This window comes from Leifsonia sp. Ger2509 (assembly GCF_055231915.1).
Map to the genome: position 1 here is coordinate 867,943 of NZ_JBUYVB010000003.1, position 19,893 is coordinate 887,835.

The following is a 19,893-nucleotide window of genomic DNA, read 5'->3' on the forward strand; positions in this document are numbered from 1 at the left end:
ATCTCCCGCGGGACCGCCGGGCTGCCGGTCAGGGCCGGTCGACCGCCCGCACCCGGATGACGGCGACACCGGCGTCCGCCGAGGCCGGGAGGTCGACGTCGGCGGAAATGCCCCAGTCGTGATCGCCCGCCGGATCGGCGAAGATCTGCCGCACCCGCCAGACCCCGTCGGATGCCGCCGTCGTCTCGTCGACGATGATCATCGCCGAACTGCGGGCGTCCGCATCCGTGCCGATCGCGTCGTGCTCCGCGAAGTACGCCTCGAGCGCATCCGCCCAGTCGAGTGCGGTGAAGCTCGGCACGGCCGGTGTGCCAGGACCCGCGCCCCCCGCATCCGGCCCCGACAGCGCGGCGGCTTCCGCTTCGAGCGCTCCGAGCTCCTCGAATTTGTCGAGGGCGGCCAGCTGCACTCGGCGGAAGAGCTCGTTGCGCACGAGAACCAGGAAGGCCCGCCGGTTGGTCGTCACATTCTTCGGGACCGGGGGCGCGATGGCTGCGGCCTCGGCCGCGTGCCGGGCCGCATCCGGGTGCACGAGCTCCTCCCATTCGTCGAGGAGACTCGAGTCGACCTGCCTGACGAGCTCGCCCAGCCACTCGATGATGTCGCGGAGATCGTCGTTGCGCAGCTCGGACGGCACCGTCTGGCCGAGGGCCCGGTAGGCGTCGGAGAGGTACCGGAGCACGACCCCCTCCGAGCGCGCGAGCTTGTAGAAGGCGATGAACTCGCCGAACGTCATCGCCCGTTCGTACAGGTCGCGCACGACCGACTTCGGGCTCAGCTCGAAGTCGTTCACCCACGGCTGGCTCTGCGCGTAGGTCTCGAACGCGGCGGACAGCAGGTCGCCGAGCGGCTTCGGATGAGTGACCTCCTCGAGCAGCTCCATGCGCTGGTCGTACTCGATCCCGTCGGCCTTCATCGCTGCGACGGCCTCGCCGCGTGCCGTGAACTGCTGGGCGGACAGCACCGGCCGGGGGTCGTCGAGCGTCGCCTCGACCACCGAGATCACGTCGAGTGCGTAGGTCGGGTTCGGCGCGTCCTCCGTGCCGGGGTCGAGCAGTTCGAACGCGGCGAGCGCGAACGGCGAGAGCGGCTGGTTCAGCGCGAAGTTCGGTTGCAGGTCGACGGTGAGGCGGATGTGCTTGGAGCCGTCGGGGGCAGGGACCGCCTCGACGACGCCTGCCGTCAGCAGCGTGCGGTAGATGCCGAGCGCGCGGCGGGCGAGGGCGAGCTGGCGACGCCACGGCTCGTGATTGTCGAAGACGAGCGAGCGGACGTGGCCGAACACATCGCCGCCGCGGGCGACCACGTTGATGATCATGGCGCTGGTGATCTGCATGCTCGAGGTCAGGGTCTCCGGCTGGGCGTCGACCAGTTTGAGGAACGACGGCTCGCCCCAGGACACGAAGCCCTCCGGTGCCTTCTTGCGGACGATCTTGCGCCGCTTCTTCGGGTCGTCGCCCGCCTTCTCGATGGCCTTCAGGTTCTCCGTCTCGTGCTCCGGCGCCTGCACGACGACCGTGCCGGCGGTGTCATAGCCGGCACGCCCGGCGCGGCCGGCGATCTGGTGGAACTCGCGGGCGTTCAGCTGCCGCATCCGAACCCCGTCGAACTTGGTCAGCGCCGTCAGCAGCACCGTGCGGATGGGCACGTTGATCCCGACGCCGAGCGTGTCGGTCCCGCAGATCACGCGCAGCTGGCCGCGCTGGGCGAGCTGTTCGACCAACCGGCGGTACTTGGGGAGCATGCCGGCATGGTGCACGCCAATGCCGGCCCTGATCAGCCGGGAGAGCGTCTTGCCGAAGCTCGTCGTGAAGCGGAACTCCCCGATCAGCTCTGCGATCGCATCCCGCTGCTCGCGGCTGGCGATGCGCGCGCTCGACAGCGCCTGCGCACGTTCGAGCGCGGCGAGCTGGGAGAAGTGCACGATGTACACAGGTGCCTGCCCCGTGCTGAGCAGGTCGTCCACGGTCTCGTGCACCGGGGTCGTCTCGTAGTAGTAGTGCAGCGGAACAGGGCGCTCCACCCCCGTCACCGTGGCCGTCTCGCGTCCCGTCCGCTTCGTGAGGTCCTCGGCGAGCGCCGTGACATCCCCGAGCGTCGCCGACATCAGGACGAACTGCACCTTCGGCAGCGTGAGCAGCGGCACCTGCCAGGCCCAGCCGCGATCCGGGTCCGCGTAGAAATGGAACTCGTCCATGACGACCTGGCCGACCGGAGTGTCCGCGCCGTGGCGCAGCGCCAGGTTGGCGAGGATCTCCGCCGTGCAACAGATGATCGGCGCATCCGGGTTCACGGCGGAGTCGCCGGTCATCATGCCCACGTTCTCCGCACCGAAGATGTCGACGAGCGAGAAGAACTTCTCCGACACGAGCGCCTTGATCGGCGCCGTGTAGAACGTGCGGATGCCGCGGGCCAGCGCTGTGAAGTGCGCCGCGACCGCCACCAGCGACTTGCCGGTCCCGGTGGGGGTGCTGAGGATCAGATTCGCCCCCGAGACGATGTCGATCACCGACTCGTCCTGCGCCGGGTAGAGGGTGATGCCACCCGCCTCGACCCACGCGACGAATGCCTCGTAGACCGCATCCTCGTCGATCCCTTGCTCCTCCGGTGCCGCATCCGGATCCGGTGACGGAAGGTCGGCGACGGAGAGGATGCGGGACTTCGGAAGGACGACGGCCATGATGCTTCAAGACTGGCATGCATTCGCACGCTGAGACCACGGCCGACATCCACGTCGGAAGCACAGCATTCGCTCGTAGGCTCAGACCATGGTCGTCCGAGACTCCCCCACGCAGAGTTCGGCGCCCGCCGTGCCGCCTGCACCCCGGCGCGCGCCCTGGTGGCTCGCGGCCGCCGTCGGCATCGCCGCGGTCCTCGCCGGCATCGGTGCGGCCGAGCTCGTCAGCTCGTTCATCGCCCAGAACGGCAGCCCCATCCTCGTCGTCGGCGCCGCCGTCATCGACCTCGTGCCCGCGTGGCTCAAAGAGGCCGTGATCTCAGTGTTCGGCACCAACGACAAGGCCGTCCTGATCATCAGCCTCGCGCTCGTGCTGCTCGTCGGCGCAGCCCTGGCAGGAATCGTCGAAGCCCGCCGGCCGCCGTGGGGACGCATCCTGATCGTCCTGGGCGGGGCCCTCGGTGTGCTGGCGGCGCTCACGCGGGCGTCCGCCTCGCTCTGGGACGCCGTGCCGTCGCTCGTCGCCATGGTGGTCGCGGCCGTGCTGCTCACCGTGCTCATCCGGATGCTCAACGCGACGGTGCCCACCCGCCTCGCGCCCAACGGCAGTGTCACTCGCCGCAAGTTCGTGACCGCGACCGGAGCGACAGCCGGACTCGGCATCATCGGCATCGTGCTCGGCCAGGCGATCTCCGCCGGGTATCGCGCCGCGTCCGCCGCCCGCGCCGCATTCCACCTCCCCGCACCGGCCGTGCCTTCAGCTCCCATCCCCGCCGGCGCGTCGTTCGCGGTGCCGGGCCTGTCGCCTATCATCACGCCGAACGGCCAGTTCTACCGGATCGACACCGCACTGCAGGTCCCTGGCATCGATCCGTCCACGTGGAAGCTCAAGATCACCGGCATGGTCGAGAACGAGGTCGAGCTCACCTTCGCGCAACTGCTCGCCCTGCCGCTCGAAGAGAGTTCGACCACCCTCACCTGCGTCTCGAACGAGGTGGGCGGAAACCTGATCAGCAATGCCACCTGGCTGGGCTACCCCATCCGTCACCTGCTCGCCCAGGCGAAACCGAAATCGAATGCCGACATGGTCCTCTCGCGCAGCCAGGACGGCTGGACGGCGAGCACTCCGCTCGAGGCCCTGACCGACGACCGGAACGCCATCCTCGCTGTCGGGATGAACGGCCAGCCATTGCCACTCGAGCACGGCTACCCGGTGCGGATGGTCGTGCCCGGCCTCTACGGGTACGTGTCCGCGACGAAATGGGTGGTCGAACTCGACGTGACGCGCTTCGACCTGGCCACGTCGTACTGGACCGACCGCGGCTGGTCGGAGCGGGGACCTGTGAAGCTCTCGTCGCGCATCGATGTGCCGTCCGGCGGCGCGACCGTGAAGGCGGGCGATGTCGTCGTGGCCGGTGTCGCCTGGTCGCAGCATGTCGGCGTCAGCCGCGTGCAGGTCCAGGTCGACGACGGGTCGTGGAACGATGCCACCCTCGCGGACGCGATCTCGGTCGACACCTGGCGCCAGTGGAAGTGGGTGTGGCCGGCCGAGAGCGGGCACCACACCCTGCGCGTGCGTGCGACCGACAACAACGGGATGGTGCAGACAGCCAAGGTGGCCGATGTCGTACCCGACGGCGCGACCGGCCTGCACCAGATCTCGGTGACGGTCTCCTGAACGTAGGGTGGAGCTCATGACCGAACCGGGACCACTCGTAGAACCGGGGCCCGCCCTCTCGCCGGCGCGGCTCGAACGATACTCCCGCACGCTCGCGCTGCCCGGTTTCGGCGACGAAGCCCAGCGGCGCATCCGTGCGGCCCGCGTGCTCGTCGTCGGCGCAGGCGGGCTGGGGAGCGCGATCATCCCGGCTCTTGCCGCCGCCGGCTTCGGAACCATCGGCGTCGTGGATGCGGATGCGGTCGAGACCAGCAATCTCCCCCGCCAGACGATCCACACGCCCTCGGATGTCGGCCGCTCGAAGGTCGCCTCAGCCCGGGACACCATCACGGCCCTCGATCCCGAGACGCGTGTCATCCCGGTCGGAGCGATGCTCGACACGTCGAACGCCCTCGAACTCTTCGCCGGGTTCGACCTCGTACTCGACGGGAGTGACAACTTTCCGACCCGCTACCTCGTCGACGATGCCGCGACACTGGCCGGGATCCCCGCGGTCTGGGGCGCTGTGCACCAGTTCGGCGGCCAAGTCGGTGTCAGCTGGGCGCGGTACGGCCCCACCTATCGCGATCTCTTCCCCACACCACCCAGACCCGGATCCGTGGCGAGCTGCCAGGAGGCGGGGGCCCTTCCTCCCGTCTGCACCGTCATCGGCGGTCTCATGGTGACCCAGGCGATCGCCCTCGTCACCGGGATCGGGGAGCCGCTTCTCGGGCGCGCTGTCGTCCACGACGGGCTGCGCGGGACCTTCCGCGAGGTGCGCTACGAGCGTGACCCGCTGGCCGAGCCGGTCACGGGCCTCATCGATTACGACCTCTTCTGCGGGATCGCGGAGGGGACGCCCGCGGCAAGCACGTCAACGGCGAGCACGTCAGCGGCCAGCGCTCCCGAGGCTCAGCACATCCCGTCGCTCGTCGAACGGACCGGGGGCGGGTTGAGCGTCCAGGCGCTCCACGAACTCCTCGAGCGCGGCGAGAAGGTCACGATCATCGACGTCCGCGAGCCGTGGGAGGCCGAGCTCGCCTCCGTCCCCGGTTCCGCGCTCGTCCCGCTCGGTGAACTCGAAGCCGACCTCGACGAGGACGCCGAAGGGGTGGCGACAGCCCTGCGCGATGCCAGCGTGGTCATCTACTGCCATTACGGACCGCGTGCCGAGCACGCCCGCAGACTGCTGATCGAAGCGGGTGTCGCAGACACGGTGGTCCTCGTCGGCGGGATCGATGCCTGGGCGCGCGAGATCGACCCCGGGATGATGCGCTACTGACCCGTCCCACTACCGTTCCCTGCGCGATACTGAACCCATGACGCCCGCAGCGACCGTCGACGACCACGCCCAGCTCATCGAGCGGATGCTCACTCCCGCGATCGACGCCCTCGGCACCGAGACGGTCGCGCTGCACGCAGCGCTCGGCCGCGTCACGATGACGGACATCCACAGCGATGTCGATCTCCCGCTCTTCCGCAACGCGCAGATGGACGGCTTCGCCGTCAGGGCGGCCGACGTGACCTCGACGCCGATTGCGCTCGAAGTCACCGGTGACATCCCCGCGGGCCACGCCTCCCCCGTCAGGCTCATCGCCGGGACCGCGCTCAGGATCATGACCGGCGCTCCGATGCCCGACGGTGCCGACGCGGTCATCCCTGTCGAAGACACAGAGCTCGTCCTCGGCCGGGACGACGCACTCGACGGAGCGATCGTGACCGTCGCGCGCGCTCGGGCAGCCGGCGAGTTCGTCCGGGAACGCGGGAGCGATCTCCGGCGCGGCGATCGGGTCGTCGGAGCCGCTACCCGTCTTGCACCACGACACCTCGCGGCTCTCGCAGCGTCGGGCATCGCCGAGGTGGAGGTGCGTCGACGACTCCGTGTCGGAGTGATCACCACCGGTGCCGAGCTCGTCGCCCACGACGAGGAACTCGAGGTGGGCCGGATCTTCGACGCCAACCGCGTCGCACTCTCGGCCGGCATTGTGGAGGCCGGCGCCGACCTCTCCGTCGCCGCCAGCAGTGACGACAACCCCGCGGAGTTCCGCCGCATCCTCGACGAGGTGGTGGGCGCATCCGATCTCGTGATCACCTCCGGCGGGGTCTCGAAAGGGGCTTTCGAGGTCGTGCGCGAGGTGCTCGAGCCGCTGGGCGCATCCGTCGGCACCGTGGCCATGCAGCCGGGCGGCCCGCAGGGCACCGCCGTCATCGATGGAGTGCCCGTCGTGTGCTTCCCCGGCAACCCGGTGAGCACCCAGGTCTCGTTCGCGGTGTTCCTCGCGCCGCTCCTCCGCCGTGTCGCCGGCCTCCCCGCGGACGCGCGGGAGACGCGGAGCGTGTCGGCTGCGATCGAGTCCGTCCAGGGCAAGAGGCAGTTCCTGCGCGGCATCACCCGCGATGACGGCACGGTCGAGGTGGTCGCAGGTCCCAGCTCCCACCTCGTCGCCGCGATGGCACGCGCGAACGTGCTGATCGACATCCCGCTCGAGACCACGCACCTCGAGGCCGGAGAGAACGTGGCAGTGTGGATGCTGTGAACAGTGACGACACGCTCTCGCACATCGACTCCGAGGGGCGCGCCCGCATGGTCGACGTCAGTGACAAGGCGGAGACGGCACGCGTCGCGATCGCGCGTGGACGGGTGCAGACCACCGCAGAGGTCGTGGCCCTCGTGCGCGCCGACGGGCTGCCCAAAGCGGATGTCCTCGCAACCGCGCGGATCGCCGGGATCGCAGGGGCCAAGCGGACCTCGGACCTCATCCCGCTCTGCCACCCCCTGCCGCTGACCGGCGTCACGGTCATCTTCGAGCTGGGCGAATCGACGATCGACATCGAAGCGATCGCCAAGACGACCGGCCGGACCGGGGTGGAGATGGAGGCCCTCACCGCGGTCGCCATCGCCGGCCTGACCCTCCACGACATGATCAAGGCCGTGGATCCGGGCTCAACGCTCACCGATATCCGCCTCGACTTCAAGAGCGGCGGCAAGCGCGGGCGCTGGGAGCGCGGACGCGAGGGCTCCGACGGCACTGCAGGCGCCGACGCCTCCGCGGGCTCCGACGATGCCGACCGCGCACAGACCGAGGTGCTGTCGACTCCCTGGCAATCCGCTCCGCGCACCGCACGTGTTCTGGTCGCCTCCACGCGGGCCGCGGCCGGCGAACGCGACGACACCACAGGACCCCTCATCGTGGACTGGCTCGCCGCGCGCGGATTCACCCTGGATGCGCCCGTCGTCGTGGCGGACGCCGACGTCGCGGCAGCATTGGCCGCCGCGGTGCGGGACCAGCCGTCCGTGGTCATCACCACCGGCGGCACCGGTGTCTCGCCTACCGATGCCACGCCCGAAGCCACCGCCGCGGTTCTCGACCGGGAACTGCCCGGGGTCGCCGAGGCGCTCCGTGCGCGTGGCCTTGCCACGACACCCGCAGCCGCCCTCAGTCGGGGACTCGCCGGCACGTCCGGCCGCACCGTCGTCGTGAACCTTCCCGGGTCCCCCGGCGGCGTCAGAGACGGGCTGGACGTCCTCGACGGCATCCTGTCTCACCTGATCGACCAGGTGTCGGGCTCGGCCAGGCACGACGAGACGACGAAATCGGCGGGACACCACCATGACTGAGGCCGCCGACAGGACAGCCGCGACCGTCGCACGGATCAGCGCAGAGCCTATCCGGCCCGGCGAACTCGATGCCGTCGTGCTTTCAGCGGCCAACGGCGCGCTCGTCGGCTTCCAGGGGATCGTCCGTGACCATGATGGCGGGCGCGGGGTCACTCTCCTCGAATATCAGGCGCATCCCGACGCCGAGCGGTTCCTGCTCGAATGCTGCCGGTCCGTCTCCGACAGCACTGGACTCCCCGTCGCAGCGGTCCACCGGGTCGGTTCGCTCGCCGTCGGCGACCTCGCCCTGCTCGCCGTCGTCGCCGCTCCCCACCGTGCCGAAGCCTTCGCCGCGTGCGCCGAACTCGTCGAGCGGATCAAGGCCGAGGTGCCGATCTGGAAACGCCAGCATTTCAGTGACGGCGTCTCCGAGTGGGTGGGGCTGTAGCTCCGCGCGGTTCACCAGTCCGCACAAGCCGGTGCCGATCCGCAGATTCGGCTCTACGATATGAATCATGCCGCAGATTCGGGTGAAAGATGCCGCGCAGTACCTCGGAGTGAGTGACGACACCGTTCGGCGGTGGATCGACGCGGGAACCCTCGAGAGCAGCCACGACGACGCGGGGCGCACGGTGGTCGACGGGCTCTCCCTCGCCAGGCTCGCCAAGAGCAACGCCATGCTGCCCGCCGACCCATCCGTGGTCGGTCGCTCCGCCCGCAACCGGTTCGTCGGCCTCGTCACCGAGATCATCACCGACAAAGTCATGGCGCAGGTCGAACTGCAGTGCGGGCCGCACCGCGTCGTGTCGCTCATGAGCAGCGAAGCCGTTCGGGAACTCGGTCTCGAGCCCGGTTCCGTCGCCATCGCCGTCGTCAAGGCGACCACGGTCATCGTCGAGACACCCCTCGGAAAGGACTGAACGGGATGCGCTTCTCCCTCGCTCCGGCAACGGGTCGTCGCCTTCGTCGTCTGGTCGGAGCGGCATCCCTTGCGGCGGCACTCGTCGCAGGCGTCAGCGCATGCTCCGCGGCCGATCCCGGTGGCACCACACCGACGCCGTCCGCGTCCACCTCCGGTCACAGCGGATCCATCACCGTGTTCGCCGCCGCCTCCCTGACGAAGACGTTCACCGAGATCGGCGACGACTTCCAGAAGGCGCACCCGGGCGCCACAGTCACCTTCTCCTTCGCCGGTTCGAGCGATCTGGTCTCGCAGATCAAAGAGGGTGCTCCCGCATCCGTCTTCGCCTCCGCCGACGAGACCAACATGAAGAAAGTCACCGACGCCGGTCTCGCCAGCGGCGCACCCGTCGATTTCGCGACGAACGTGCTCGCCATCGCTGTCCCTCCCGGCAACCCCGCGAAGGTCACCGGCTGGAACGACCTCGCGAACCCGGGAGCCAAGGTCGTGGTCTGCGCACCGCAGGTTCCGTGCGGTGCCGCCACTGCGAAGGTCGAGTTGTCGACCGGGGTGAAGCTGCATCCCGTCAGTGAGGAGTCGTCGGTCACCGACGTGCTCGGAAAGGTGAGCGCCGGAGAGGCGGATGCGGGGATCGTCTACGTCACGGACGTCAAGGGTGCCGGATCGAACGTCGAATCCGTTCCGTTCCCCGAAGCCGCGAACGTCGTGAACACCTACCCGATCACGGTGCTGAGGACGTCGCCGCCGAGCGAGCTCGCCGAAGCCTTCGTGCAATTCGTCTCCGGCCCAGAAGGACAGAAGGTGCTGAGTGCCGCAGGGTTCGGCAAACCGTAGGACCGCGGAACGGTTCGGCGTACCACGCTGGATCGTCGCCGTCGCCGTCGTCGGCGCGCTCTTCATCGTGCTTCCGCTGGTCGCCCTGGTGACCCGCGTCGATTGGTCGGACTTCATCCCGCTGATCACCTCGCAGTCGTCGATCGACGCCCTCCTGCTGAGCCTGCGCACATCGCTCGTCGCGACCATCCTCTGCGTCGTCCTCGGCGTGCCGATGGCGGTCGTCCTGGCTCGGACCTCCTTCCGCGGGCAGCGCATCCTGCGTGCGCTCGTGCTGCTGCCGCTCGTGCTCCCACCCGTCGTGGGCGGTCTCGCACTGCTGTACCTGTTCGGACGGCGGGGTCTGCTGGGGTCCACGTTCGACTTCCTGGGGATCACCATCGCCTTCAGCACCACGGCCGTCATCCTCGCCCAGACCTTCGTCGCCCTGCCGTTTCTCATCCTCAGCCTCGAAGGAGCGCTCCGGACTGCGGGCACGCGATTCGAGGCCGTCGCCGCGACCCTCGGGGCCCGTCCGAGCACCGTGCTGTGGCGGGTGACACTCCCGCTCGTGCTGCCGGCCCTCGTCTCCGGCGCCGTGCTCTCCTTCGCGCGCGCGCTCGGTGAATTCGGTGCGACGCTGACCTTCGCCGGAAGTCTCCAGGGGGTCACCCGCACGCTGCCCCTCGAGATCTACCTGACCCGCGAAACCGACCCCGACGCCGCCGTCGCCCTCTCCCTCGTGCTCGTCGTCGTGGCCATCGTCGTCGTCGCGGTCGCCCACGGCGCGGCCGAACCCGCCCGGACCCGACTGCGGGATGCGCGGTGACGGCCCGGACGCATCGATCGTCGCGGGCGGAGAGTGCGCGATGACGGGGCAAGAACACGCGCTGTCGCGATCGGGGAATGCACGGTGAGCCTCCACTTCGACGCGCGTCTGAGCGAACGCGGATTCGACATCGCCCTCGGGGTCGCCGATGGTGAGACCCTTGCTGTGCTCGGACCGAACGGTGCCGGCAAGTCGACGCTTCTCGGGATACTGGCAGGCCTCGTCCAGCCCGACGATGGTCGCGCGAGTCTCGGCGAGAGCATCCTGTTCGACCTCACCGATGCTCCCACGACGTGGCTTGCGCCGCATCGCCGCGGTGTCGCCCTCCTCGCCCAGGAGCCGCTGCTCTTCCCGCATCTGACCGTGCGCGCCAACGTCGCCTTCGGTCCCCGCAGCGCGGGTGTGTCACACGCCGAGGCCGGCTTGCGCGCGGACCATTGGCTCGCCGAAACGGAGACACTCGAACTCGCCGACCGGAAACCGGGCGAACTGTCTGGGGGCCAAGCGCAGCGGGTCGCCATCGCGCGTGCGCTCGCCGCCGAACCGCGACTGCTCCTCCTCGACGAACCCTTGGCGGCACTGGATGTCGCTGTTGCACCGACCATCCGCCGGATGCTCCGCCGCGTCATCGCCGACCGAACCTGCATCGTGGTCACTCACGACCCGCTCGACGCCTATCTCCTGTCGGACCGGGTGGTCGTCGTCGGCAGCGGGCACATCGTCGAGGAAGGTCTGACCCGTGCCGTGCTGGAGCGCCCCCGGGCCGAGTTCACCGCGCAGCTCGCTGGTGTCACCCTCCTCACTGGGCGGCGCACCGCATCCGGTCTGGTCACCGACGACGGGATCGAGATCGCCTCGGGCACGTCGGGCCGTGAGGCTGCCGGGGAATCGGGCGCAGATCAGTCGGGCACTGAGCCCTCGGGCGCAGAACAATCGGGTGCAATGAAGTCCGGTGCAGAGCGGACGACCGTGGGGTCGACCTCGCGGGTCACCGCAGCGCTCCGCCCGTCAGCCGTGCGCGTCGATCTGCCGGACGGCGATCTCCCTGGCCGCGAACTCGCTCGCAGTGGCCGTTCGTCCATGCCAGCCGACGGGCGGAACATCGTTATCGCAACCGTGCGCGATCTCGAACCGCACGGCGACCTCGTCAGGGTGCGGACCGAATGGCTGTCCGCAGACGTCACGCCGGGATGCGTCGCCGATCTGGACCTCGCGCCGGGAACCCGAGTCGTTCTCTCATTCGACCCGTCCGACGTCGACCTGTATCCCGCCTGACATTCTGGCTGACGTCGAGCTGTCTGACGCCGAGCTTCAGCCGCCCGCGAACGGAGGGAGTACATCCACGCGCTCCCGGATCGTCCGTGACGGGTCCCGGCTGACCACCGCATCCACCAGGAACGATCCCGAACGCATCACCCGTTCCATCGGCTCCCCATAGCGTGTCGCCAGCTCCGCTCGAAGAGCTGAGACCGTCGCGTCGTCGAGCGCGATCGTCTCCTCTTCGCGGCCCGCAGCATCCGCTGCCGCTGCGAAGTATCGAACCGTCACTGTCGTCTGCGTCACACGTTCACCATAGACCGGCGACGGCGTGTGCTAATAAGCTGCGAATGTTCCGCAGGCCATCGTGCGTGCACCAGCGGCTACCCCGCAGCGAGGAGCGAACCATGGGAATCATCTCGAACGGCTTTCTCGGTCGTCGACGCACCGACGATCCACGACTTCCGCCGGGTCAGTACCTCACGGAAGGCTTCCCCGTGCTGTCCGCGGGACCGACCCCGAAGGTGGCCAAGGCCGAGTGGGAGTTCACGATCACCAACGAGACCGGCAAAGTTTACCGGTGGAGCTGGGACGAGTTCCTGGCCCTCCCTCAGGAGGACGTGAGCACGGACATCCACTGCGTCACCAGCTGGTCCAAGCTCGGAACGAGCTGGCGCGGCGTGAAGCTCGACACCCTCTTCGAGAACGTCGAGAGTGACTGCGAATTCACCATGGCGCACTCGTACGGCGGTTACACGACGAACGTTCCGCTGAAGGATCTGCTGGACGGCCAGGCGTGGGTCGCGCACCAGTTCGACGGAAAGGATCTCGCCCCCGAGCACGGCGGCCCCGCGCGTCTGCTGGTGCCGCACCTGTACTTCTGGAAGAGCGCCAAATGGGTTCGCGGCCTCGAGATGCTCCGACGCGACGAACCCGGGTTCTGGGAGCAGAACGGCTACAACATGTACGGCGACCCGTGGCGGGAAGAACGCTATTGGTAGGCAGCAGCTGGAAGGTCGCGGATGTCGTCGGCGTCCATGAGGAGACCTCGAACGCGCGGACACTCCGCCTGCGGGTGCCGAAACTCATGGGGCATCTCCCGGGCCAGCACGTCGATGTGCGGCTGACTGCGCCTGACGGCTACCAGGCCGTACGGTCGTATTCGGTCGCATCCGCGCTGCCGAGCGACGAACTGGAGATCACCGTCGAGGAACTCCCCGACGGGGAAGTCTCGCCGTACCTCGTGCACGGCGTGTCCGTCGGAGACCAACTCGAAGTCCGAGGACCGGTGGGCGGATGGTTCGTGTGGCATGCGGAGGACCCCTCGCCCACCCAGCTGATCGCCGGCGGTTCCGGAGTCGTTCCGCTCATGTCGATGATTCGCGCGCACGCCGCGTCGGCGAGTCTGGCACCCTTCAGACTCCTGTATTCCGTGCGAAACCCTGAGGCCGTCTTCTACCGCGACGAACTCGCGCGACTGGCGATGCACGGGACTTCTGCGCCCCTGGACCTCACTTTCGTGTACACCCGTGCCGTGCCGGAGGGTTGGGCGACCGCGCCCGGTCGGCTGGATGCGGATGTGCTAGCTCGCAGCGTCCTTCCCGCGTCAGAGAATCCGGCCTTCTTCATCTGCGGCGCGACCGGTTTCGTCGAGACCGTGTCCGACTGGCTCGTGCAGGCAGGGCGTGATCCTGACCGGATCAAGACAGAGCGCTATGGCGGGATCGGAGGCGCATCGTGAGCGAACTCGTCGAGGACTTCGAGCGTGACGACTTTCCGCGCAAGGACTACATGGACGGCAACGCCGCGGCGGGGCTTCTCTCCGACATCTTCAGTGCGGACGTCACCAGCGCTCGCGGGCAGTGCGTGAGTTGCGGAAACGAGGCTGTCGTTGCGGCTGCGCGACTCTACCCGGATGACCACGGGATGCTGCTGCGCTGCTCCGTCTGCGAAAGCATTCTGGTTCGGATCGTGCAGACCGACCACTCGACGTGCCTTGACCTGCGCGGACTGAGCTTTCTGGAGATCTTCGGCTAACGTCTGGCAGCGCGCCAGTCCGGGAGCTGTTTGTGCCCGGACTCGCAAGACGCTCTACTATGCCGGAATCGATAGAACCTAGGTCGAACCGACGAGGAACGCCGCATGGCCAACGCAGCCGGGCGGGAGGTAGTTCACCTGAGAGGGACTTCCGTCAGCTCCCCCACCGAACGAGACAGTGTCACCGACCCGGTAGCTATGTTGCCGCCAGGTGAGAACGCCGTCGTTCCATGACGCCTCACCTGCGGGAAAGACGAGCACGTCCCCACGATCGCCTATCGCAACACATCCGCCTACGAGTCGAAGCGTTCCGGTGACGCCCACCTGCCACGGAACTGCCGCCCCGGGACGATACGTCGCGAGCGGACTTGACATACTCGCTGGACTCGTCGAGAAACCCGCATTCGTCGACTCGTGTGCCCCGGGCAAGAGCGAACAGCCGACAAGGGTCGGCACGGCGAGAGCCAGCAACACCGCGAACACCGATCGCCGATACATGGCCCGATGGTAGCGCGCGGCGTGTCATCACGCTCAAATTTCTAACTGTGCCATTGCTGACCCGCAAGCACGCTGCGGTCCGACCTGCCAGCCGTCAAAGTGATCCCCTGGTGAGGCTTCATGGGCTTCCATTCAGGAGGTCGCGAGTAGAATCCTCCGGTGCTGCACGAGACCCCCGCCGACCCGCTGAGCCGCCCCGACGGTCCGGCCGACGCCGACGCCCCTGCCCCCGCCCACACTGAACCCGCGCCCGCAGCCCCAACGCAGCAGACCCCGATCGACCCGGCCGACCTCGCGACCACGCTCCGGGTCCTCGCCGCGATGCAGGAGCTCGACGAGGACAGCGACGAATTCATCACCGTCCGCCGGGCGACCGCGCACATGTTCAAGGCCGTCAAGAAGGCCCGCCGCCGTGAACTCCGCGACGCCGTTCAGGATGCCGACCGCGCCGTGGTCGCAGCGACGGCGACGGGCGCACCGGACCGAATCGACGACGAGACCCGCGGAATCCAGCTCGCGATCACGACGACTGCACCTACTGCCGGCACACTCATCAAGTCCCGCGCCTGTTACATATGCAAGAAGCACTACACGGTCGTCGATTCCTTCTACCACCAGCTCTGCCCGGACTGCGCCGCATTCAGCCACCTCAAGCGCAACGCCCGCACGGATCTCACCGGCAAACGCGCACTGCTGACCGGCGGTCGCGCCAAGATCGGCATGCACATCGCACTCCGGCTGCTGCGCGACGGAGCGCACACGACGATTACGACCCGGTTCCCGCGTGACGCGGTCCGGCGGTTCTCCTCGCTCCCGGATGCTCCCGAATGGCTGCACCGGCTTCGCGTGGTCGGGATCGACCTCCGCGACCCTGCCCAGGTGGTCGCACTGGCCGATTCCGTGGCAGCGCAGGGGCCGCTGGACATCCTGATCAACAACGCAGCGCAGACAGTGCGACGCTCCCCCGGCTCATACTCGCTGCTGGCGGATGCGGAGACCCAGCCGCTACCGGATGGCCCCCTTCCCGAGATGGAGACGTTCGGTCACACGAACGATCCGCACCCGCAGGCGCTGGAGGCGTCGGTCGCCAGCCATCCCATCCTGTCCGTCGCGTCCCTCGCAGGAACGATCGCCCAGACGGCCGCTCCTGTCCTGACCGCAGACGACCTGGCCACGCTCGCCATGGCACCGGGTTCCTCGTCGCTGGCACGCCACGCGGACGGCAGCGCGATCGACGCGGGCGGGCTCGTTCCCGACATCAACCACGTGAACAGCTGGACGCAGAACATCGAGGATGTCGATCCGCTGGAACTGCTCGAAGTCCAGCTCTGCAACACGACGGCTCCCTTCCTCCTGATCAGTCGGCTGCGTGCGTCGATGGCCGCGACGGAGCAGCACCGTTCCTACGTGGTGAACGTGTCGGCGATGGAGGGCGTCTTCGGGCGTCGCTACAAGGGTCCTGGCCACCCCCACACGAACATGGCGAAGGCTGCTCTCAACATGCTCACGCGCACCAGCGCACGGGAGATGTTCGAGACGGACGGCATCCTGATGACCAGCGTCGACACGGGCTGGATCACCGACGAACGACCGCATTTCACCAAGGTCCGCCTCGCGGAGGAAGGCTTCCACGCACCGCTCGACCTGGTGGACGGAGCTGCTCGGGTGTACGACCCGATCGTGCGCGGCGAAGGCGGCGAGGATGTCCATGGCGTGTTCCTGAAGGACTACCGCGTCTCGGCATGGTGACCCGCCTCGACGGGTAATCTGTTTCCTGCGCACACAGGCGCACTGCGAAGAAGGTTGCCGATGTCCACCACACCCGCGGAATCGATGCCGGTTCCGGGGCAGGCGCACATCCCGCCTCCCCGCCGCCAGCTGAGCCCGTTCCGCCATTGGCTCCTGAAGGGAATCGTCGACGAGCGCGGCCAGCACCAGGGGCCGCACGGCCAAGCGCCCGAGCGGACGCACTCATGGTGGCAGGTCATGTGCCTCACCGGTGTCGACTACTTCTCGACTCTCGGCTACCAGCCGGCCATCGCGGCTCTCGCCGCCGGACTGGTCTCGCCGTTCGCGACGCTCGTACTCGTCGCACTGACGCTGCTGGGCGCTCTCCCCGTGTACCGGAGGGTCGCACGGGAGAGCTTCAAGGGATCCGGCTCGATCGCGATGCTCGAACGCCTGCTCCCGTGGTGGGCGGGCAAGCTGTTCGTGCTGGTCCTGCTTGGCTTCGCGGCGACGGACTTCATGATCACGATCACCCTGTCGGCAGCGGATGCGACAGCGCACGCGATCGAGAATCCGTTCGCTCCGACCTGGTTCCAGGGCAACCAGGTGGGTATCACGCTCTTCCTGCTGGCGCTTCTGGGCGCGGTCTTCCTCAAAGGCTTCCGGGAGGCGATCGGTATCGCCGTGGTCCTGGTGGGGGTGTACCTGGCCTTGAACGTCGTCGTCATTGCGGTATCGCTCGGCGAGGTCTTCACCCACGCCTCCGCGATCACCGACTGGTGGGCGGCCCTCACGACCGCGCACGGCGATCCCTTGATCATCGTCGGCATCTCCCTGATCGTCTTCCCGCGCCTCGCCCTCGGCCTCTCCGGGTTCGAAACGGGTGTCGCGGTCATGCCGCAGATCAAGGGCGACCCGAACGACGACCCGGATTACCCCCGTGGACGCATCCGCGGCACCGGCCGTCTGCTGGGCACGGCGAGCATCATCATGAGCGTCTTCCTCATCACGTCGAGCTTCACGACGACGCTGCTGATCCCGCAGAGCGCGTTCCAGCCGGGCGGTCCCGCGAACGGCCGCGCACTCGCGTACCTGGCGCACGAGTACCTCGGAAACGGCTTCGGCACGGTCTACGACATCAGCACCATCCTCATCCTCTGGTTCGCCGGCGCCTCCGCGATGGCCGGCCTGCTGAACCTGGTGCCGCGCTACCTGCCGCGGTACGGGATGGCCCCCCAGTGGTCGCGCGCGGTCAGGCCCCTGGTGCTCGTGTTCACCGGGATCGCATTCCTCATCACCCTCGTCTTCGACGCGAACGTGGATGCGCAGGGCGGCGCCTACGCGACCGGCGTGCTGGTGCTCATCACCTCGGCCTCCGTCGCTGTGACCCTGTCGGCGCGACGCAAACGCCAGCGCAATCGCACGATCTCCTTCGCGATCATCTCCCTCGTCTTCATCTACACGACGATCGACAACATGATCGAGCGGCCGGACGGTCTGCGCATCGCGAGCCTCTTCATCCTGGGCATCCTGGTGATCTCGCTCGTCTCGCGGGTCGGTCGCTCGTTCCAGCTGCGTGCGACGAGCGTGACCCTCGACGTCACTGCGCTCGACTTCGTGCTGGAGGACGCAGAGGAGGGCGAGATCCGCATCATCTCGCACGAGCCGGACGAGGACACGGACAAGGAGTACGCCCAGAAGAACAAGGACGAACGGCGCTTCAGCCACATCCCTCAGCGCTCGCGCACGGTGTTCCTCGAGGTCTATCCGTCTGACTCGTCCGACTTCGAGGAGGACCTCGTCGTGCACGGCGTGGTCAAGCACGGTTTCCGCGTGCTACAGGTGAGCAGCGGCAACGTGCCGAACACGATCGCTGCGGTCCTGCTGGAGATCCGGGATGTTTCCGGCGTCGTGCCGACGATCTACTTCGAGTGGACGGAAGGCAACCCGATCTCGAACATGTTCCGTTTCCTGATCACGGGGGTCGGCGAAATCGCCCCCGTGACGCGTGAGGTGCTGCGCGAGGCGGAGAAGGACGTCAAACGACGCCCTGCGGTGCACGTCAGCTGACGGTCAGACCGCCCGCACGGAGTTGTTGCGGGCGTCGTGCGTGAGTTCGACATACCCGAGCTGTTCGAGCAGTGGAGGCAGGTACATGCCGAAGCGGCCCCGGTAGCCTTTGCGGAGTCCGTACCAGCCGCCGACGGGATTGCTCTCGTCTCGACCCCACGCCTCGACGGTTCCGTCCGCTGCGGTCTTCTGCTCGTCGGCGGCACCGAGGGGCACCCAGTCACCCTGCTCCGCCAGCCAGGCCCGAAGGTCATCGATCGCGCTGAGGTGGTAGCGCAGGGTGGTCGATCCCACCTGGCAGACGAGCGCTGGAGGGTCCGCACTCTCGTCGCGGTACATGGTGTAATCGCTGGTCCCGGGCGCCGTCTTCAGCAGCCACGGATCGTCTTTCGTGCCCTGCGCCATCTCGCGCTCCCCTGCTCAGCCTGCCGGTCGGGTCCGACCACCTCAAAGCTAGCGCCGACCCCTGCGTCCCGCACCCTTTCCGCCGTGTGAAGCGCCCTTCGATGTCGACCGGCGGGCTCCCGTCCTGCCTTTCGCTGCACGCTTCCCCGCGCCGGCTCCGCCCGCGGAGCCCTTCGCTGATCCCTGGGCAGAACCTTTCGCGGCACCCCTGGCCGCGCTCTTCTCCTTGGCCTCCGCCGCCTCCGCTGCCGCGATCTCCGGGTTGCGCGAGCTGTGCGCGGTGCGTCCACGCACGATGCCGATGAACTCGTCCACCCACGGGCTCTGCGATTCCCGCGGCCAGGCGAGGGCGACGTCGGCGAGGTCCGCATCATCGATCCGCATGGCGACGATGTCGCGGCGCCGCAGCGCTTTCGCGATCGACTGGGGCATCACCCCGATCCCTTCACCGGCGGCCACACGCCGCATGAACGTCTCGTCCCACTCCTCGTCGACCGCGGGCGCGATGATCGTCTCGCCGCTGAGCTCGGCCAGGAACAGCTTCTTCTCCAGGGTCAGCACGTGCTCGTGGTGCATTGCCACGACGACGTTCTCCGAGTACAGCGGGATCACGTGCAGGCTCTCGGCGTCGATCGGAAGCCGGACGAACGCGAGGTCGACCTCCCCCAGAGCGAGGCGGACCGGCAGCTCGTCGGGGCGCTCCCTGACGACGGAGAGTTCCACATCCGGATGCCGTTCCTCGAACACGCGGGTCCATTTGCCCACCGTCACCCCGAGAGGGAACGCGATGGTGAATGCTCCCGATGCCATGTGTCGAGGGTAGCGCGGGATACCCTGAGTGCATGAGCGCCGACAAGAAGCCGCAGACCATGAAGCCGGCGACGGCAGCGAAGAAGCTCGGGATCTACCTCCCGGCCGCGCCGGACTCGTTCGGTGACCACGACATCACCCGCACAGAGCTCAACGGACTGCTCGCCGAACCGCCGGCGTGGCTTGCGGAGCTGCGCCGCGAGGGACCCCACCCCCGCGAGGTCGTGGCGAACAAGCTGGGGATCTCCGTGTCGGGTCTCGCCCGCGCGGGAATCACCGAGGCACTGACGACCACGCAGATCAAGGACCTGCTCGCTGCTCCCCCGGAGTGGCTGGTGAAGGAGCGCGCGACGCACGCCGAGGTGCGCGCGGAGAACGCGCGGGTCAAGGCGCGCAACGCGGAGCGCGCTGCGCGGTCCGCCGACAGCGCTCGCTAGCCGGCAGGATCCGCGAGCCGGCAGGGTCCGCTGAGCCGGGTCCCGCTGGGCCGGCAGGTTCCGCTGAGCCGGGTCCCGCCGAGCCGGGGTCCGCTGAGCCGACGCCGCGCGCCGCGCCGGTCCCTGCATCCCGGCTTCGGCACCGCGGTCGGACG

Annotated in this window: 19 protein-coding genes; 15 read left to right on the plus strand and 4 right to left on the minus strand. The window is 68.3% G+C overall.

Features of this window, described 5'->3' with window-relative positions; translation table 11 throughout:
- Window positions 1-28: 28 nt before the first annotated feature.
- The gene (locus tag ACV7NN_RS04470) at window positions 29-2,680 is read right to left on the minus strand and encodes a DEAD/DEAH box helicase (RefSeq protein WP_463348378.1); all 2,652 of its coding nucleotides are present in this window, start codon (window positions 2,678-2,680) and stop codon (window positions 29-31) included.
- A gap of 88 nt (window positions 2,681-2,768) precedes the next feature.
- Here ACV7NN_RS04470 and ACV7NN_RS04475 point away from each other — a divergent pair, with 88 nt between their 5' ends.
- From ACV7NN_RS04475 to ACV7NN_RS04515, 9 genes are all read left to right on the plus strand, one after another.
- Window positions 2,769-4,355 (plus strand): molybdopterin-dependent oxidoreductase, encoded by a 1,587-nt coding sequence (locus ACV7NN_RS04475; protein ID WP_463348379.1) that lies wholly within the window; start codon window positions 2,769-2,771, stop codon window positions 4,353-4,355.
- Between the two features lie 16 nt (window positions 4,356-4,371).
- A complete protein-coding gene (locus tag ACV7NN_RS04480) occupies window positions 4,372-5,616 on the plus strand; it encodes a ThiF family adenylyltransferase (RefSeq protein ID WP_463348380.1) in 1,245 nt (414 codons plus the stop codon).
- A 37-nt stretch (window positions 5,617-5,653) separates the two neighbouring features.
- The gene (locus tag ACV7NN_RS04485; RefSeq protein ID WP_463348381.1) at window positions 5,654-6,871 is read left to right on the plus strand and encodes a molybdopterin molybdotransferase MoeA; all 1,218 of its coding nucleotides are present in this window, start codon (window positions 5,654-5,656) and stop codon (window positions 6,869-6,871) included.
- A complete protein-coding gene (moaCB, locus tag ACV7NN_RS04490) occupies window positions 6,868-7,953 on the plus strand; it encodes a bifunctional molybdenum cofactor biosynthesis protein MoaC/MoaB (RefSeq protein WP_463348382.1) in 1,086 nt (361 codons plus the stop codon). The genes ACV7NN_RS04485 and moaCB overlap by 4 nt, the downstream gene beginning before the upstream one ends.
- Window positions 7,946-8,380 carry a molybdenum cofactor biosynthesis protein MoaE gene (locus ACV7NN_RS04495; protein WP_463348383.1) on the plus strand — a complete coding sequence of 145 codons (435 nt, stop codon included), beginning with the start codon at window positions 7,946-7,948 and terminating at the stop codon, window positions 8,378-8,380. The genes moaCB and ACV7NN_RS04495 overlap by 8 nt, the downstream gene beginning before the upstream one ends.
- Before the next feature lie 67 nt (window positions 8,381-8,447).
- A complete protein-coding gene (locus ACV7NN_RS04500) occupies window positions 8,448-8,852 on the plus strand; it encodes a TOBE domain-containing protein (protein ID WP_463348384.1) in 405 nt (134 codons plus the stop codon).
- Between the two features lie 5 nt (window positions 8,853-8,857).
- A complete protein-coding gene (modA, locus tag ACV7NN_RS04505; protein ID WP_463348385.1) occupies window positions 8,858-9,688 on the plus strand; it encodes a molybdate ABC transporter substrate-binding protein in 831 nt (276 codons plus the stop codon).
- Window positions 9,663-10,496: an ABC transporter permease gene (locus tag ACV7NN_RS04510; RefSeq protein WP_463348386.1), complete on the plus strand. Its 834-nt coding sequence runs from the start codon at window positions 9,663-9,665 to the stop codon at window positions 10,494-10,496. The genes modA and ACV7NN_RS04510 overlap by 26 nt, the downstream gene beginning before the upstream one ends.
- An 84-nt stretch (window positions 10,497-10,580) precedes the next feature.
- On the plus strand, window positions 10,581-11,771 hold the full coding sequence (locus ACV7NN_RS04515) for a sulfate/molybdate ABC transporter ATP-binding protein (RefSeq protein ID WP_463348387.1): 1,191 nt from the start codon (window positions 10,581-10,583) through the stop codon (window positions 11,769-11,771).
- A gap of 36 nt (window positions 11,772-11,807) precedes the next feature.
- On the opposite strand, the gene ACV7NN_RS04520 is transcribed toward ACV7NN_RS04515, so the two are convergent.
- Window positions 11,808-12,059: a MoaD/ThiS family protein gene (locus ACV7NN_RS04520; protein ID WP_463348388.1), complete on the minus strand. Its 252-nt coding sequence runs from the start codon at window positions 12,057-12,059 to the stop codon at window positions 11,808-11,810.
- Window positions 12,060-12,160: 101 nt separating this feature from the next.
- On the opposite strand from ACV7NN_RS04520, the gene ACV7NN_RS04525 reads away from it, so the two are divergent.
- The 5 genes from ACV7NN_RS04525 (at window position 12,161) to ACV7NN_RS04545 (ending at window position 18,086) form a co-directional block, all read left to right on the plus strand.
- Window positions 12,161-12,754 (plus strand): sulfite oxidase-like oxidoreductase, encoded by a 594-nt coding sequence (locus tag ACV7NN_RS04525; RefSeq protein WP_463348389.1) that lies wholly within the window; start codon window positions 12,161-12,163, stop codon window positions 12,752-12,754.
- A complete protein-coding gene (locus tag ACV7NN_RS04530) occupies window positions 12,748-13,494 on the plus strand; it encodes a ferredoxin reductase (protein WP_463348390.1) in 747 nt (248 codons plus the stop codon). Before ACV7NN_RS04525 ends, ACV7NN_RS04530 begins: the two co-directional genes overlap by 7 nt.
- Window positions 13,491-13,790: a DUF6510 family protein gene (locus ACV7NN_RS04535; RefSeq protein ID WP_463348391.1), complete on the plus strand. Its 300-nt coding sequence runs from the start codon at window positions 13,491-13,493 to the stop codon at window positions 13,788-13,790. The genes ACV7NN_RS04530 and ACV7NN_RS04535 overlap by 4 nt, the downstream gene beginning before the upstream one ends.
- Window positions 13,791-14,450: 660 nt before the next feature.
- Window positions 14,451-16,037, plus strand: coding sequence for an SDR family NAD(P)-dependent oxidoreductase (locus ACV7NN_RS04540; protein WP_463351233.1), 1,587 nt, complete (start codon window positions 14,451-14,453; stop codon window positions 16,035-16,037).
- A gap of 84 nt (window positions 16,038-16,121) precedes the next feature.
- On the plus strand, window positions 16,122-18,086 hold the full coding sequence (locus tag ACV7NN_RS04545; RefSeq protein WP_463351234.1) for an APC family permease: 1,965 nt from the start codon (window positions 16,122-16,124) through the stop codon (window positions 18,084-18,086).
- A 3-nt stretch (window positions 18,087-18,089) separates the two neighbouring features.
- Here ACV7NN_RS04545 and ACV7NN_RS04550 read toward each other — a convergent pair whose 3' ends face one another.
- Both ACV7NN_RS04550 and ACV7NN_RS04555 read right to left on the minus strand, forming a co-directional pair.
- The gene (locus ACV7NN_RS04550; protein ID WP_463348392.1) at window positions 18,090-18,491 is read right to left on the minus strand and encodes a DUF6855 family protein; all 402 of its coding nucleotides are present in this window, start codon (window positions 18,489-18,491) and stop codon (window positions 18,090-18,092) included.
- A 48-nt stretch (window positions 18,492-18,539) separates the two neighbouring features.
- Window positions 18,540-19,301: a LysR family substrate-binding domain-containing protein gene (locus ACV7NN_RS04555; RefSeq protein ID WP_463348393.1), complete on the minus strand. Its 762-nt coding sequence runs from the start codon at window positions 19,299-19,301 to the stop codon at window positions 18,540-18,542.
- Window positions 19,302-19,333: 32 nt separating this feature from the next.
- Between ACV7NN_RS04555 and ACV7NN_RS04560 the strand changes: the two genes are divergently transcribed.
- Complete coding sequence (locus ACV7NN_RS04560) at window positions 19,334-19,738, plus strand: DUF5997 family protein (RefSeq protein ID WP_463348394.1); 405 nt, start codon at window positions 19,334-19,336, stop codon at window positions 19,736-19,738.
- The last annotated feature ends 155 nt before the right edge of the window (window positions 19,739-19,893 follow it).

Excerpts from the sequence above, each read along its gene's own strand:
- ACV7NN_RS04485 (WP_463348381.1), top strand. The coding sequence starts at position 5,654 with ATGACGCCCGCAGCGACCGTCGACGACCACGCCCAGCTCATCGAGCGG.
- ACV7NN_RS04545 (WP_463351234.1), top strand. The coding sequence starts at position 16,122 with ATGCCGGTTCCGGGGCAGGCGCACATCCCGCCTCCCCGCCGCCAGCTG.
- ACV7NN_RS04555 (WP_463348393.1), bottom strand. The coding sequence starts at position 19,301 with ATGGCATCGGGAGCATTCACCATCGCGTTCCCTCTCGGGGTGACGGTG.
- ACV7NN_RS04475 (WP_463348379.1), top strand. The coding sequence starts at position 2,769 with ATGGTCGTCCGAGACTCCCCCACGCAGAGTTCGGCGCCCGCCGTGCCG.
- ACV7NN_RS04470 (WP_463348378.1), bottom strand. The coding sequence starts at position 2,680 with ATGGCCGTCGTCCTTCCGAAGTCCCGCATCCTCTCCGTCGCCGACCTT.
- ACV7NN_RS04495 (WP_463348383.1), top strand. The coding sequence starts at position 7,946 with ATGACTGAGGCCGCCGACAGGACAGCCGCGACCGTCGCACGGATCAGC.
- modA (WP_463348385.1), top strand. The coding sequence starts at position 8,858 with ATGCGCTTCTCCCTCGCTCCGGCAACGGGTCGTCGCCTTCGTCGTCTG.
- ACV7NN_RS04480 (WP_463348380.1), top strand. The coding sequence starts at position 4,372 with ATGACCGAACCGGGACCACTCGTAGAACCGGGGCCCGCCCTCTCGCCG.
- ACV7NN_RS04500 (WP_463348384.1), top strand. The coding sequence starts at position 8,448 with ATGCCGCAGATTCGGGTGAAAGATGCCGCGCAGTACCTCGGAGTGAGT.
- ACV7NN_RS04550 (WP_463348392.1), bottom strand. The coding sequence starts at position 18,491 with ATGGCGCAGGGCACGAAAGACGATCCGTGGCTGCTGAAGACGGCGCCC.
- ACV7NN_RS04560 (WP_463348394.1), top strand. The coding sequence starts at position 19,334 with ATGAGCGCCGACAAGAAGCCGCAGACCATGAAGCCGGCGACGGCAGCG.
- ACV7NN_RS04525 (WP_463348389.1), top strand. The coding sequence starts at position 12,161 with ATGGGAATCATCTCGAACGGCTTTCTCGGTCGTCGACGCACCGACGAT.